The 15,213-nt window shown below is 47.6% G+C and carries 11 protein-coding genes and 1 riboswitch; all 11 genes read right to left on the bottom strand.

Annotation, left to right across the window (positions count from 1 at the left end; genetic code table 11):
- Nucleotides 1–29: 29 nt before the first annotated feature.
- The 11 genes from NLX82_RS07770 to NLX82_RS07720 all read right to left on the bottom strand — a co-directional run bounded on the left by NLX82_RS07770 (nt 30) and on the right by NLX82_RS07720 (nt 15,211).
- The gene (locus tag NLX82_RS07770; RefSeq protein ID WP_025720481.1) at nt 30–212 is read right to left on the bottom strand and encodes a hypothetical protein; all 183 of its coding nucleotides are present in this window, start codon (nt 210–212) and stop codon (nt 30–32) included.
- Between the two features lie 311 nt (nt 213–523).
- Nucleotides 524–2,818 (bottom strand): PD-(D/E)XK nuclease family protein, encoded by a 2,295-nt coding sequence (locus tag NLX82_RS07765; RefSeq protein ID WP_254347708.1) that lies wholly within the window; start codon nt 2,816–2,818, stop codon nt 524–526.
- Between the two features lie 48 nt (nt 2,819–2,866).
- Nucleotides 2,867–4,447 (bottom strand): glycosyl hydrolase, encoded by a 1,581-nt coding sequence (locus tag NLX82_RS07760; RefSeq protein WP_254347707.1) that lies wholly within the window; start codon nt 4,445–4,447, stop codon nt 2,867–2,869.
- Nucleotides 4,448–4,460: 13 nt separating this feature from the next.
- A riboswitch (cyclic di-GMP riboswitch) is annotated at nt 4,461–4,541 on the bottom strand.
- Nucleotides 4,542–4,696: 155 nt separating this feature from the next.
- Nucleotides 4,697–6,073, bottom strand: coding sequence for a sugar phosphate nucleotidyltransferase (locus tag NLX82_RS07755; RefSeq protein WP_013309163.1), 1,377 nt, complete (start codon nt 6,071–6,073; stop codon nt 4,697–4,699).
- A gap of 666 nt (nt 6,074–6,739) precedes the next feature.
- Complete coding sequence (locus NLX82_RS07750; RefSeq protein WP_053324852.1) at nt 6,740–8,068, bottom strand: UDP-glucose dehydrogenase family protein; 1,329 nt, start codon at nt 8,066–8,068, stop codon at nt 6,740–6,742.
- 5 nt (nt 8,069–8,073) lie between these two features.
- On the bottom strand, nt 8,074–9,174 hold the full coding sequence (locus NLX82_RS07745; RefSeq protein WP_023987424.1) for a glycosyltransferase: 1,101 nt from the start codon (nt 9,172–9,174) through the stop codon (nt 8,074–8,076).
- A 28-nt stretch (nt 9,175–9,202) separates the two neighbouring features.
- Entirely contained in the window at nt 9,203–10,351 is a 1,149-nt protein-coding gene (locus NLX82_RS07740; RefSeq protein ID WP_028543108.1) for a glycosyltransferase family 4 protein, read from the bottom strand.
- Complete coding sequence (locus tag NLX82_RS07735) at nt 10,348–11,535, bottom strand: glycosyltransferase family 4 protein (protein ID WP_023987422.1); 1,188 nt, start codon at nt 11,533–11,535, stop codon at nt 10,348–10,350. Before NLX82_RS07735 ends, NLX82_RS07740 begins: the two co-directional genes overlap by 4 nt.
- Entirely contained in the window at nt 11,522–12,361 is an 840-nt protein-coding gene (locus tag NLX82_RS07730; RefSeq protein WP_023987421.1) for a glycosyltransferase family 2 protein, read from the bottom strand. The genes NLX82_RS07735 and NLX82_RS07730 overlap by 14 nt, the downstream gene beginning before the upstream one ends.
- Nucleotides 12,362–12,383: 22 nt before the next feature.
- On the bottom strand, nt 12,384–13,763 hold the full coding sequence (locus tag NLX82_RS07725; RefSeq protein ID WP_013309157.1) for a lipopolysaccharide biosynthesis protein: 1,380 nt from the start codon (nt 13,761–13,763) through the stop codon (nt 12,384–12,386).
- Nucleotides 13,764–13,768: 5 nt separating this feature from the next.
- On the bottom strand, nt 13,769–15,211 hold the full coding sequence (locus tag NLX82_RS07720) for an O-antigen ligase family protein (RefSeq protein WP_023987420.1): 1,443 nt from the start codon (nt 15,209–15,211) through the stop codon (nt 13,769–13,771).
- Nucleotides 15,212–15,213 lie beyond the last annotated feature (2 nt).

The following is a 15,213-nucleotide window of genomic DNA, read 5'->3' as shown; positions in this document are numbered from 1 at the left end:
CTCGCTCAAGTAAGACCAGCCGTTGGAATTTACACGCGCTTGTCCTTCCGGTATGTGGTTCCATCAGCGTCGCTTTCTAGCCATTCTGGTATCGTGATACCACATTGGAGCAAGATGTCCCGGATGTCCAAGTGGATGGCAGCTTTGTCTGCTTTCTGTACGTTGTTTCGAAAAAGAGGGTTGTTCACCCCTAATTCTGTCTCCTTGTTCATTCAGCACTAACCTCGCTTTATTATTCTTGGTCACCGGAAAGAGATTTCCCACAAACCATGTATGTATAGTCATGAACAAAACTATTATATATGAATACATACCTGCAATGTTGTCGTCTTATGACGAGAATATAAAAGGATTTTCTTATTTTTTTCTTCATTATACGTAAAGTATTGGCAAATCAGAACGATTTTCCAACAAAAAAGAACCTGTCAGGTCCTATTTTCTCCTGATAGGTTCTTTTTTGTTTTAATTCGAAATGATGTTAGGTATTCGTTATCTAAGGTCCTATATACATTCCGATCTAATATTAAGCGACCTCGGCTGCCTGGGAAACCTGAGTGCCTCCGGTCGCCCGAACTTTGTAGACATAGTGACCTCCGGCTTTTACCGTCCGATCTGTATACGTGCTTCCCGCTACTTGCGAGGCAATCACCTGATAAGCCCCGTCGGTCCCGTCAGCACGCAGCACATCATAGGAAGATACGCCTTCTGCCTGAAGCCAATTAATCTTTACTGCCCCATCCTGAACAGAGGCTGCCTTCACCCCTGTTGGAGCTGAAGCTGCGGTTTGATCTGTACTTTTTAATTCCAAAATATATTGTACCGCTTCACCAGGACCCAGCTTTTCTTCAAAATCAAGGGCAGGAGAAGCCTTGAGTCCTGATATGGAACGTTGTGCCTGACTGTAAGTAGAACCCGCTCCAAAACGTTCACCCGTGTACAAACCGGCTTTCGGCATCGTTACCCGTACACGAACTGTCTGCGTGGTAGCTTCGAAATTCACTAGATTCACCAGCAATTTGTCTGAAGTAGCGCCGCTACCTGCCAGCGGTTTAAGCTTGGACGTATCCACCGCACGAACATACACCATCTTATCCTTGGTATCCTCTGGATTCAGCACTGTATAAGTCAGAGGTTTTCCATGGGTGGCATAGGCTAAGCTCAAGCGTCTCATGATCTTAACGCGGGTGTCCTGTCCTTGCCCGAACGGATAAATTTCTGTGTTGGCCGGGTTATGACTTTGCAGATCGAAGCCTGTTTTAAACAGCGTATAATCTTTATAAAAAGCAGCGTGCTGGATAAACATATCGGCAAACCCAATTTGCGAACGCATAATCCGGTCGAATGCAGCTGCTTGTGGCTGACTAGCCCCGTAATCTGGATTGTCTCGATGCGTATCATTGGTACCGAACTCTGTGTTCAGCATCTTTTTCGCCAGTCCATTGCTCGAACCGCCGAAGGTTTTCAAATTTTGGACGAAGCTGCCCCCGCCCTCTTCATTATACGATTCACCATAGGCGTGTCCATTGGTCAGGTCGGTGACTTCCTCCAGCTGTTTACGTTGCGCCGGGTCCCGTTCCCATCCATCTGGGTCACCGCATTTTTGCGTACCACTGGTTTGATTTTTGCATGCCTTGGTAGAGTACGTTGGCCAGTAGGCCCAGCCCGGTGCTACGGTTTTGAGATGCGGTGCCAATTGCTTGCCTTCTGTATTCAACCACTTGGCCACAGCCAGATTTACCGCCTTGGAGCGATTAAATAATCCAGGTTCATTATCTACTTCATAATATTGAAGATAAGAACCGTATTTTTTTACATAATCGCGCAACTTTTGCTTGGCCGTCTCTGGTAGAGAACCATCTTTTTGCAGCTTAATATCACCTGTATATAAATACAAAGCAGACGATTGCATATTATACTGCTTTAACGTTTGATAGTAATCATCCACGTCTGTACAGGCCTTACCCACATTACTGGCACAGGTGACCCTCATGACGTTGCCACTATAAGCAATGCCCAGCCATTTGAGAACGTATGGTAAATGCTTAACTGCACCCTGATCATAATAAAATTCTTTATTGTTCACATTTGTTCCGGTCAGTATATATTTACCATGTACCGGTTCGGTCGCAGGTGAAGCTAACGTCTCCAAGCTCAAGTCATCCCAAGTCCACCACACATTTTTATCTTCTGCAGAGGAGCAGTATAGGCAGCGCGCTGTCTTTAGCTTGAGTACGTTAACACCGCTTTGCAATTGCTCTTTGGGTATATACAGCTCGTAGTTGTTTTTGAAATTATAAGTACTCCCAGTACCGGAAACCCCGGCAATCTGAATAATACCGGACAGCTGATGATTTGAAAATACAGCCAATTGCGGGACTGCTTTGCCCGCATCCAAAATCCGAACACGGAATATCATACCATTGGGAGGAATCTGATTCAGCTTATACTGGAGTGTCAGTTCTGGGTTCGTGGACGCATTCAAACCGGGAGGAATATCTCCACTGCTGAGCAATACCGGAACTGTTGTACTCTCTGCTTCCGACAATGCTGACAATGATCCTTTAGCAGATGATTCGGTAGAGGCAGCTGCTGTAGAAATATCGATATTATCCCTACCGACCACACCTTTGAATTCCGCTGAAGAGTCATCCCTCTGACCCAGCTTCCATACTGGACTGGCAGCCGCTACTTTATCCGTCTGCAATTCTGCGCTTCTTGAAGGCGTGTATATAAACCAAGCGATCATCGCTATAGCTACGACCGCTAGTAGTCCAGATAAAACTACTGTATACCTATGGGATAACCATTTTTTTATCATATGATCCACCCTCTCTCCTCAAATTTTTTGACCGGGAAAGAGTATCAATCAAGGAAGAAACAAAGCGTTTCCGGGAATCACCGCTTTCGCTTCATGCTGACTTTCCCACATTAGACGTGCCATCGCGTCGCCTTTTTCATCATAGTATTCCACTTTTAAATCTACCATTTTGCCTGCTTCCAAAGTAATACTACCTTTACGCTCTGTCCAGCTTTGTTTGAACCAGCTGTCAATAACCAACTTGCCGTCTACCCATACACGGATACCGTCATCGGATATCGTTGTGAACGTATAGGTCTCGCTATATTGCGGTTTGATTTTACCCGTCCAGCGAACCGAGAACTGATCGGCATTCACCTTTGGATCAGCTGCATTGGCACGCCAGTTGTAGTCCAGCTTGCTATCTGTACGGATCAAAGCAGGACTTCCGCTCAAATTCATATTGTTAAAATATTCGCCCTGCAGCCCGTTCACATATACCCCATCAGGAACGGAAGGAGGAGTCGGAGTCGGAGCCGGGATAGGCTCACTTTGCCCCTCGTCCGGTAAGGTCGGTACGTCTGTCCCAGGTTGTTCGATTGCTGCCAGCCCATTTTTCACATCATCCCGCGTCAAACTCTTCGAATCATTCATATAATCCTGAATTTGATTTGTTGTGTTATTCTCAGTCAGCATCTTGCCCCAAGTCATGGAATATACCCATTTAGGTTGAGCCTGCAATACCTCAGAACTAGGCATCTCACCGTGCTCCCCAATGGCAATCGGCTTATTCCGTGCCAGCCCGAGCAGACCTTCGTAATGACTTTGCTTAAAATCATTGTTGTAAATGTCTACTGCCAAAATGTCCACTTTGTCATCCCCCGGGTATTTTGGGGTATACGGGACAGTATACGAATTGGGCGCATTCGGACTCCATACCCACAGCAGATTGTTCAATTGATGTGTGTTTGTAAAACGGTCATACATGATATTCCATAGCTGATTGAAATTAGTTTTGTTTCCCCACCAGAACCAGTCACCATTCATTTCGTGGTAAGGTCTCCACAAAACCGGAACCCCTGCATCACGAAGCTGCTTTAACGATACAGCGACCTTATCCAGATCGGCAATGAGGAGGTTATACTGCGTAGTACCTGGGGTCACGTATTTGTTGAACTCCGCCTGACTTACTTTCGCCTGTACATTGGCCCAAGTCAGTGGCCTACCTGGTAGCGCTTCATGAAAAGTCATCGTCACAATTCCACCGGATCTGTCCCAACGGATAGCACTATCGACGACATTTTTACGTTGTGCTGCTTCCGTAGCGTCAGATTGACCAGAGATAGCTCCCATCTCATAGCCGTGTACACCAACATATGCCTGACTGATTTTTTGGACCTTGTTACTTAATTCATCTGGACTTTCCAAATAATCATGCTGACCGGTGACTATTTTTTTCCCTGAGATGTTGAGTAAATAATTGTATAGTTCACGGGCCTGAGTAGAAGCGTCCGAATTAACAGGTTGTAATGAAGCGGCATTCGCCACCGACAGAGAATCTCCAAAACCGACGGGCAACAATGAAAAAAGCATAACAACGGGGAGTACATGACGTATCAGTCGATACAGAGGAATAAAATTGAATCTCACTTTCGCTCTTCCTTTCGGTAGCCAGGCTGCCATCCTTGTGGAAGGCCCTTTAGCTTTGCGTACCTGCCTTTCGACAGGGCTGCGTTTATCGTTGGAAGGAGTTTGGATTCCTTCTTACCCTAAGTATCGACTTTTTTTTACCAAAATTTAATAGGTCATGTTCATGAATTTACAGGTTTTCGCCCAATTTCGACAGTTTAGGCTATGAATTTTCATGAATTCGTCTTTTTTTCGTTTTTACGAAAATAATTAGGAGATAAATTGGTGACGGGAAATTTCATTCCAATCCATACAAAAGCGGACAATATCCTCTTCAACCAACTCAGAGCCAGTCTGCACCTCAATAAAATCCACATCGGTCACTGCCAAAATGCTATGCTTCGTCCCTTCAGGGATACGTACTACGTCACCAGCCTTCACTTTGTGCAGCTTCTCATTCAAAATAATTTCCGCTTCACCGCTAATAATGGTCCAGATTTCACTTCGTTTGAAATGAAGCTGATAGCTGATATTTTTGCCTTTCCGTACGCGGATTCGTTTGGTCAATACCTCGTTACCCTCGTCATACTTGACATAATCCACAACCCGATACTGTCCCCAACGACGTTCTTCATACATTGGACGCTGATCATGAGCCTTGAGCACTTCCTTAATGCGAGGACTTTCTGCCTTATTGGTCACAAGAATGCCATCCGGGCTAGCGGCTACGATCAGATCATTCGTTCCAATGATCGCCACAGGAATGTCTAACTCGTTAATAAGGCTCGTATTGACGCAATCCTCCGTTACTACACCTCTGCCCACTTGTTGATTAGACATTTCTTCTGTGAGCGTATTCCAGGTACCCAAATCCTTCCAAAAACCATCATACGGAAGAACTACGATGTCCTTTTCCTTCTCGACTACTTCATAGTCAAAGCTGATTTTTTCCAGAGATGCGTATTGCTTTTGCATTTCTTCATAATTAAGCGGCAACCCCTTGGATGCCAAGATATCCAGCAAATAACTTAATTTGAATGCAAAAACCCCGCAGTTCCATAGAGCATTGCGTTCAATCAGACGCTCCGCCTGCTCCCGGTCGGGTTTCTCTTGAAAATGGCTCACTTCGCGGTAGCCTGTGCTACCTTGGGTGGCATCGTTTTTCGGAATAATGTAACCATATTTCTCTGAAGGATAGGAAGGGACAACCCCGATTAAAGCAAGCTTGCCTTCACTCTCCTGAAGCGTATGTTCCAGCTGGGCTACGGAAGCGAAGAAAGCATCCTCAACATAAGGATCTACAGGCAATATAGCTATAATTTCATCAGGTGAAACACCAGCAATGGAATATAGATAAGTCGCTGTCAGCGCAATCGCAGGAAAGGTGTCTCTGCGTTCCGGCTCAACAATGATGCGCGTATTCGGCCCGACCTGACTCTGGATCATTTCGACCTGTGCTCTCCCTGTCGCAATAAACGAGGATTCTGATAATCCGTTGTCTCCCAATTGTCTCCATACCCGCTGTACCATGGATTCCGAAATCCCCTCCGGGCTCTCCAGTACCTTCAAAAATTGTTTGGAACGGGAATCGTTGGACAAAGGCCATAATCTTTTACCGGAACCACCAGACAAAAGTACGAGCTTCATAACTCTCCACTTCCTCTCTATATTGGTTGGATGATCGTTCTGATGATGAGTTGACTACCCGCTACGGTATGAATTTAATCTTATGATCGCTGTTGCCGTGGGATTCTTTGGATTGTATAAAATCGTATATAGGTTTGAATCCCACTAAGCTTATGCTTCCGATGCGAGCTTTCCTTTGGAAAGCTTTCAGGCGAACGCTCCGCTTCTCCAGATTCAAATCCATCCCTGCGCTACTCAAAAATGCATCATGCCGATCATACCGTTTATTGCAAAAGGCACGACCGGACATTATTAAGTCCGGTCAGCCTGTAAAATCTCACGCTTGGCGTTTACCTGCCTTGCTTCACAGGAGCGGCGCCGGGGTACAGCCGCATGGAGCTTTGATCGGAAGGAGCGGCATCAACCGCGCCGCTCCTTCTGATCTGCCCTTCTACTCCCCCCATAAGGTGGGAGTTTAAAAATTGTGACTCCACGGCGAAAAGCAGCGGAGCGGGCAGAATTGTTCTGGAGAAGCGTCAGCGTTTGCCTTTATCCCCGGATTTTAACCTTTGAATGTTTTATATAATCCAGAAAATCCGGGGGTAACAGCAATCGGAAGAACAATCTGCACGCGCAGCGCCTTCAGCGCCTCCAACACCGCCACAGTCACTTTTTAATCTGTCACTTTTAAACTTCCACTTTATCCCGATTCCACCCACTCATCCGCGGACGACCCACGGAATAGTATTCCAGCCCGGAGCCTTGGATCTGTTCCTCACCGAATACGTTACGGCCGTCAATGAGAACCGGCTTGCGCAAAATGGAGGCCAGTTGTACGAGGTCGACTTTTTTGAACTCTTCCCAATCGGTCAACAGGCACACAGCGTCGCTACCTTCAGCAGCTTGCTGTGGGGATGAGCACCACACAATATTCGGGTGATCCACGCGCTCCTTGAATTTATCCATCGCAATGGGATCATACAGTTTGACAATAGCGCCTGCCTGAATGAGCGTTTCTACGATTTCCAGTGCTGGAGCTTCGCGGATGTCATCTGTATTGGGCTTGAAGGCGAGGCCCCAAATGCCAATCGACACACCGTTCAGTTGACCCAGCGATTCGCGCAGCTTGGATACAATCATAAAGCGCTGGTCGGTATTCACCTCGACCACCGATTTCAACAACTTAAATTCATAGTCTACATTACCTGCAATTTGGATAAGCGCATTTGTGTCTTTTGGAAAGCAAGAGCCACCATACCCGATCCCTGCTTGTAGAAAAGAGGAGCCAATCCGTTTGTCCATACCCATACCGTCAGCCACACAGGTTACATCGGCGCCAACCTTTTCGCAAATATTAGCGATTTCGTTAATGAACGAAATTTTAGTTGCCAGAAACGCATTGGACGCGTATTTGATCATTTCAGCACTACGGATATCCGTCACATAGATTTTATCCGTGAAGACCTGATGCAGAGTGACCATGGTTTCACGCAATCCTGTATTGTCCAAACCAATAATGATGCGATCCGGATGAAGCGTATCATTGATGGCTGAGCCTTCTCTCAGGAACTCCGGCGCGGAGACGATATCGAAAGACAAGCTCGTGTGACGAGCCAACACGTCCTTAATCTTTTCGTTCGTTCCGACAGGTACAGTACTTTTGGTCATAATAATCTTATACCCGTTCATGGCTTTCCCAACATCAGCGGCCGCCTGTTCAATGTACGACAAATTCGCCTCGCCGTTAGCCAGAGAAGGCGTACCTACCGCCAAAATTACGATATCCGAGCGGCGTACCGCATCGGCCAAATCCGAGGTGAACTCCAACCGGCCCGCTTCCAGATTCAACGCGATCAATTCCTCAATACCCGGTTCATAAATCGGAGATTCTGCCCGGTTCAACATGTCGATTTTGTGCTGCTCCAGATCGACACAAATCACCTCATTACCTTTTTGCGCAAAACATACACCCGAGACGAGCCCAACGTATCCAGTACCGATTACAGCCAGCTTCATTCCGTTCATCCTCCTTTTAGAAAGTTCACATAGGCTTGTTCTACATACTTTTTTAATTGATCCTTGAAGTTTTCTTCATCAAATTTGCGGGCATGGGTAATGATATCGTCCACATTCCATGCATGTTGCTCAACCTTTTCGACGGCCTCCAGCACATCCTCTACTTGATGCTTGCGGAAAAATACGCCGTTCACATGAGGAACAATCGTATCCAGCGCTCCCCCACCCTGAAAAGCGATGACAGGCCGTCCGGCCGCATTCGCCTCCAAAGGCGTAATACCGAAGTCCTCTTCACCCGGAAAAACGAGCGCTCGGCATTCTGCCATCAGCTTGTTAACCTCTTCATCCTCAAGCCTGCCGAGGAACTCAATGTTCGGGGCAGCCATACCTTCGAGTCGTTTACGGTCTGGTCCTTCACCCACAATGCGCAGCTTGAGACCGTTACGTTTGAATGCTTCGATCGCGAGATCGATGCGCTTGTAGGACACCAATCGGGATACGATCAGGTAATAGTCACCGATGTTTGTAGCGCGTTTAAAACGGGATGTATTAATAGGTGGAAAAATCACATCCGAATCCCTTTGGTAATAGTGCAAAATTCTTCGTTTAACAACCGAAGAGTTGGCAACAAACTGGTCTACGTTGCGAGAAGTTTTGGCATCCCATGTTTTCAACCGGTTCATGTACAGCTTGAGCATGTTTTTGAGCAGGTTGGATTTGGACTGCCGGGCCATATATGTATCGTAATCCCAGGCAAACCGCATCGGTGTGTGACAATAACAAATGTGAAACGTATGTTTGGGTACCTGGATGCTTTTCATAAATGCACTGCTGGAGCTTAAAACAATGTCGAAATCCCTAAAATCAAAATCACGTATAGCAATGGGATACAGCGGCAGCACTCCTTTGAAGTTGTCCTTCACCCCTGGGACTTTTTGTAGCCAAGTGGCTCTAATATCCGCATCCTTCAAGTTACGCGACAGGCGGTCGTCGCTGAACACCGTTGTGAAGATAGGAGCCTCCGGATACATATCGTGGAATACCTCTACTACCCTTTCCGCTCCGCCCATTTGGATTAAGTAATCGTGTGCTATCGCTATTTTCATCTGAATCATCCTTTAACGCGAATGTCGGTCAGACTCCTGCCAACAAACCCTTATAGTAATGAACTATATCCTTAACTGTGTTCTCGATGACAAAATGCTTTTTGACCCGTTCCATCCCTCTCTCACCCATCTGCTGACGTTCTTGTGGATGCTCCAACATCCAGCGGATGGCTTCTTCCAGCTTAGCCGGATCACCCGGTTCAATAAGCAGCCCGGTTTCATGGGGTACCACCGTTTCCTTGGGTCCACCCTCATTGGAAGCAATCACTGGGAGACCCGCAGCCATGCCTTCAATAATGACCTGACCGAATGGTTCTGGTGTAATAGAGGTATGAATCAGCAAATCACAACGCTGCATCAGGCCTTGAATGTCATCGACGTGTCCCAGCAGATTGACGTTAGCCAACCCGTATTCGCGCATCGTGGACTCTAATCGTTGCTTGTATTCCTCTTCTCCGAACAACGCATCTCCAGCCAGCCAGAATTTCACGCGCTGATCCGGTAAAAAGGAGCGTGCCGCTTCCAGTAAAATATGCTGTCCCTTCCATTCCGCCAATCTGCCGACCAATACGACGTTAAACGAGTCATCACCACGTGAATCCGCAGCCGTGTCACGTGCTGTAATTGCTTTGGCAAAAGCAGAGTAAACGACGAGCGTCTTTTTGTCCGGGGGTAACTCCAACGCACTCAGCGTGGATTTGGAATTTGCAATCACTCCGTTGGGCAAAAAGCGGGACATCAGCCGAATCCCTTTGGCCACAATCGGCTTCAGATACGGCGGACCGATGTGGTCACGGATATGCCAGATCAAGGGCAGCTTCGCCGATTTGGCGGCTACTGTACCATACAGTGCAGACTTGAGCGAGTTCGTGTGAACGCACACGACCTTTTCCTCACGCAGCAAGGGCGCAAGTTTTCTACCGTAAGCCAGCAAACGAAAAGCTGCTGCAGGCGCACCTAGATTCACGGCATTCCGTCCCCGATTGCGAATCGAATCGTCCAATGGAACGATGCGCACATCAATATCACGCTGCCGAAGCCGATCTGCCAAATCGCCCTCCTCTGCCAAAATAACGAGCGGGTCGATATGTTCCCCGATATTCGTCAGTATGTTATACAAAGCGACTTCGCCGCCGCTCCATCTTGCCGTATGGTCAATATAAGCTACTCTCATCATTTCGCCGCCGCCTTTCTATCAAGGACCTGTCGGAACACCTCTTCCACCTGCTCCGCTACATGTCCCCATGTATATCTGCTCAGGACATGGTCCCGGCATTCCCTTGCATTCGGTAGAAGTTCACGATGATCCAGCACACGCAGCAACCCTTCAGCAATGGCTTCACTATCCGTTCCCTTGAACAAAAGCTCGGGACGGAATCCTCTTAAAATCTCCTTATTGCCACCCACAGGAGTCGCCAGCACCGGCAGTCCCGAGGCCATCGCCTCCACTGTGATCAGACCGAAACCTTCCAGTGCCTGTGTAGGTACAACGAACAAATTCGATGCTTGGTGGTACAGTGGAAGCTCCTCATCTGACACATAACCGAGCAGCCTTACATGGTTATGAAGATTGTATTCCGCCACCTTGGAAGCCAATTCCTCCATCAAGGGGCCCTTCCCTCCAATCAGCAACACATGATCAGGATGACGCTCGGTTACTCGTCGCCATGCTTCCAGTAGCTGTAGCAGTCCCATTCGATTAACAAGACGACGAACGGTGAGCACAATCGTCGCATTTTGCGGCAAATTCAGGCGCTTCCGCACCGCTTCTTGATCCTCTGCCGGGTGGAACCTTTCTACATTCGCCGCACCAGGAATAACATGAATTTTGCTGAGTGGAACCTTATAGTGCTCATGCAAAATATCCCGAAAGGTTTCGCTTAGCACTATAAATTTATCCGCCAATCCGTAGGCCTTCATTTCAATGGATTTAGCCAACGTCGTTTTTAGCAAATGCTTGATGCCCTGTCCTTCAATCTTCATTTCCTCCGTCCACGGTCCGTGAAAGGTGGTAACTACCGGAATTCCTCTTTTTTTCGCCTCCAGCGCCGGTCCGACACCATAGGGAGCAAAATGGGAATACAGTACATCCGTCGGTTGCTTGTCAAACAGCTCTGCTGCATATTTTTGCATTAGCTCTCGACGCTTCCACATGGATTGCTGCTTGCTGCCAATCGAATGAATCCGAATACGGTCGGGCGCCTGCGGCTGCTCGTCACTACAGATTAGAGCATCCAGCGTATTGCGCTCTAACGTAAGCTGCTCACAGATGGATTTGAAATATGTGTTGAGGCCTCCTGGCTGCAAGGACGGCCAGCTAAGCCCCGTTGCCGCAATACGAAATCCGTTATTGTACGACATAGCTGGTTTCTCCTTTCTGCTCGGTATGTCCGTCATCCACGATTTCTATCTTTTTTCGCCGCTTGGTTAGCTCATAATGCTTGAAGCAGACGAGAAACTCATACATCACCCAGAATACTGCTACGGCAAAACCCGCCAATCCCTTGCGGTATAAGCCTTGGACAAAATACTTCTGCACAAAGCGGGCAGGAGGCCGCCACAACAGTCTGGTAATCCGAAAGGATCTTCCTTTGTTAAATGCCGTCTCTGCTTCCAGATCTGTATATTTGTTAAAACGGGTCATATGATCACTGATGCTGCGGAAGCCGTAGTGCCATAACACGCCCTCCAGATTGACAATCTGGGAAGAGGCTACATCCGGCATTTCATGAACAAGACTATTCGTAATGCCATAAATACGCCGATTGTACAAACGAACCAGGTATTCGCCTTTGTTCATCCATTTGCCGAGAAAATCTCCAATCCGGAATACGGAATATGCTTTGGCCGGATCGTGGAGCGTTTCCTTTACTTTCAACAAGTCTCCAAGCAACTCTGCATCCACTACTTCGTCCGTATCAATCAGGAATATCCAATCAAATTCCGCTTTTTCAACACCAAACATGCGCTGTTTGGCATAACCGGGCCACGGGTTGGAAAACACCCGACAGCCCAAGGATTCAGCTACCTGAATCGTATTGTCCTTGCTCCCTCCGTCAATGACGACGATATCGTCCGCAAAGGGCTTGCAGGATTTAATGGCGGCTGTGATTCGAGTGCCATCATCCTGAGCGATAATAACTACGGATATCCGGTTGTCCGCGGGAACGCTAGACATGTGGTTCATTAGCGGGTGCCTCCTTCTTTATCTAACCGTTAACTGGCTTTTTCCGGATGTAGTGTGACATCGTTGATCGGAGCCATTGAAAATCTTGTTTGGAAATAAGCAGTCTTGGAATCTTCATTTTTAGAACGAATTTAACATTACATAAAATGAAAATGAACCGTAGAATCCCCGAAGACAGCATTGCTATCCCTGCACCCGTCAATCCATATTTCGGTACGAGTATGGACAGCAATGGAATGACGAGCGCCAATCCGACACCCTGTAGAATGGTAACCAGTTTGGGCTTACCCAACGCCATAAATTGTTGTGCCAGCACCATGGTTCCCCCACTGATAGCAACCTCAAGCACCAGGAACCGGAATACCGTAAGCGCTTGTTTAAACTCTTGACCATATAACAATGTAAATACGAACGGAGCAATCAGCATCAGCATCACCGCAGCCAGAAAGGTTGCCGTTGATGTCACTCGAAATGCCCGAAATGTTATGGCCACCGCCTCTTCCTTATTCAGACCGGAGGCTTTGGGAAACAGCACGACAATGATCGAGGTAGAAAATACATTCACCATCCTGGCCAAGCTGACCGCTACTGCATATAAACCGAGATCAGCGGGTCTGAGCAGACCCGCAATCAAAATCTGATCAATATAAGTGGAAACCTGCCCCATGAGATCATTTCCGTATGAACCCATACCGTAGGTAAAGAGATTTTTAAATTGCGTCCAGCTGTTCTTTACCTTTGGTTTGTACAGCCGAATCATTCGTATCGTGACACCAATATAAATCGGCAAGCCCGGCAGTAAATAGGCCAATGCCGAGGTGTACGGATTCATATTTCCGGTTAAGATCAGAATCGCCAGACCCAGCAGTGTACTTAGCGGTACCAGATACCGGAATAAATTGTACTGCTTATATTCCGAGCGAACTTGAAGCAATGCATTATTGATCTGTGAAATCGCTATGAGCGGACACATCATCATGGAGCACTGCGCGAAAAGTATGACCGATGAAGAAAAAGAGCGCAGCCAATAAGGAATTAGAAAAACTCCGACGAGTGTCGCCAAGCCCCCGAACATGGTAGCCAGCAGCAAGGCCAGACCATACAGCTTGCCCGTTTCCTCCGGTTTCCTTTTCGCATTGTAAATTAATGCAGATGGGACACCGAAGCTCATGCAGAAGGCGAGAAATTGGGACCAGTTCACCATCGCTGTCTGTTCCCCGCGTCCAGTAGGACCCAGGAATCGTGCCGTTAGCACACCAGTCAGCATATTCACGACGAGAATCAGCATACTGAATATCATCGTTTTTACTGCTGCAGAGCTGTTATCCTTGCTTTTGGCAAACCGAATCACCGTGGACCATAGTGTCCGGACAGGTGCGGATAATGCTTGTAAGTTTTGCACAGCCTTTACCTTCTTTCCGCGATGACATCTTTTGCCCATAGTCCTATTCCGATCATCATCCAGATCAGATAGCCGCGCATACCGGGGAAACCATTATCTGATATGAGACTGGCTACAGCTCCGGCCCACGTAGCCAACGCCAGTCTGATATAAGGCTGACTGGCATCTCGTGCGGCAATACGGGCGAGAAGGCGCTTGATGATAACGAAGAGACCACCGAAGAAAAAGAATGCCCCGAAAATACCGAAGGTGAGGAAAATGGCGATATATCCATTATCCATAATCCCAAGTTCGCCGAGATCGCCGCCGTTATCAAGCTTGGTTCCGATTCCTACACTCCCAATCCCCTGCCCGACCGGATTGCCAGCAATCGCCGGAAGCATCGTATGCAGTAAATCCAAACGTTCATTGTACGAATGATCCTGCTGAATATCCGTCAGCGTCTGCATGCGAGCCACCAAACCTTCTGCCCCTGGAAGTTTTGGAACAATGATGTAGAGAAGAAGGCCAACTATAGCTAGTTGAAACAAGGTTTTCCACTTTCCCTTGGAAGATGAACTGAGAATGTAAGCCAGTAACATGACGAATGCAATTAGCCAGGCTGAACGTACCAGCGTGATTAAGAGACAAACGACCGTCAGCAGGATTCCGATCCATCCCAAAGTGCCACGCCAACGTTTTTCCATTAGCATGGGTACAAGTGCCATCGCCAGGAAAATAGCGCAGGGACCGGGCGAGTTCATGGAAGAAAATACTCTGATTTGAAGTGGTTCTGGAACACCAATGGAATTCATTTCTACATGATTCATCCAAAATGCATCCCACGGAGGCACCGTCAAGTACTGAATAATGCCGTAAATTGCCACAAGAACAGCAATGTTGGCATATGAATACAGCAGTCGGTCCAGCTCCTTCGCCTTCATGGGCTTAATCGCAAGATAAGGCAACAGGATCAAAGGAACCACATAATTGGCTAAATCATAAGCAAAAACAATACCATTTTTGAATAACCCGACCACACTTCCGTAGGCCAATTCTATGCCGAAAAATACAGCAATTCGGGTCAAGGGTTTTTCCGCCTGATGAATGCCTCGCAACACAGGAATAATCAACATACTGCTTACCAGCAGCGGTGCCACGCTCAACAAGGAAACCGAGTGATACGTTCCCTCCATCCAATCCGCAATGCGGCGGATTTCCGGGCCTACTGCCCACACTGCCAGTGTGTAAGGAATCAGTAGCCGCGATTGCAAGATCGCCAGCAGGAAGGCCGGAAAAACGAGCGCCAGCAATATGGCTCCCTGCTGGCTCATGGTGGGATTCATCTTGGCGCTGACAAATCCGATGGCGAGTGGCAACATACAAGCCAGCAACCCCATGCCGATCATGCTGATTCCACGCCGATTTCCTAGCCAAACGGAAATCTGCTGATCTGCCAACCGACTCATGT

This window comes from Paenibacillus sp. A3M_27_13, from assembly GCF_024213315.1.
GTDB lineage: Bacteria > Bacillota > Bacilli > Paenibacillales > Paenibacillaceae > Paenibacillus > Paenibacillus polymyxa_B.
The sequence above is the reverse complement of the archived record's forward strand: the minus strand, read 5'-3'. Positions and strand labels throughout refer to the sequence as shown.

Excerpts from the sequence above, each read along its gene's own strand:
- NLX82_RS07730 (WP_023987421.1), bottom strand. The coding sequence starts at position 12,361 with ATGAACCACATGTCTAGCGTTCCCGCGGACAACCGGATATCCGTAGTT.
- NLX82_RS07770 (WP_025720481.1), bottom strand. The coding sequence starts at position 212 with ATGAACAAGGAGACAGAATTAGGGGTGAACAACCCTCTTTTTCGAAAC.
- NLX82_RS07740 (WP_028543108.1), bottom strand. The coding sequence starts at position 10,351 with ATGATGAGAGTAGCTTATATTGACCATACGGCAAGATGGAGCGGCGGC.
- NLX82_RS07720 (WP_023987420.1), bottom strand. The coding sequence starts at position 15,211 with ATGAGTCGGTTGGCAGATCAGCAGATTTCCGTTTGGCTAGGAAATCGG.
- NLX82_RS07750 (WP_053324852.1), bottom strand. The coding sequence starts at position 8,068 with ATGAAGCTGGCTGTAATCGGTACTGGATACGTTGGGCTCGTCTCGGGT.
- NLX82_RS07755 (WP_013309163.1), bottom strand. The coding sequence starts at position 6,073 with ATGAAGCTCGTACTTTTGTCTGGTGGTTCCGGTAAAAGATTATGGCCT.
- NLX82_RS07735 (WP_023987422.1), bottom strand. The coding sequence starts at position 11,535 with ATGTCGTACAATAACGGATTTCGTATTGCGGCAACGGGGCTTAGCTGG.
- NLX82_RS07745 (WP_023987424.1), bottom strand. The coding sequence starts at position 9,174 with ATGAAAATAGCGATAGCACACGATTACTTAATCCAAATGGGCGGAGCG.
- NLX82_RS07765 (WP_254347708.1), bottom strand. The coding sequence starts at position 2,818 with ATGATAAAAAAATGGTTATCCCATAGGTATACAGTAGTTTTATCTGGA.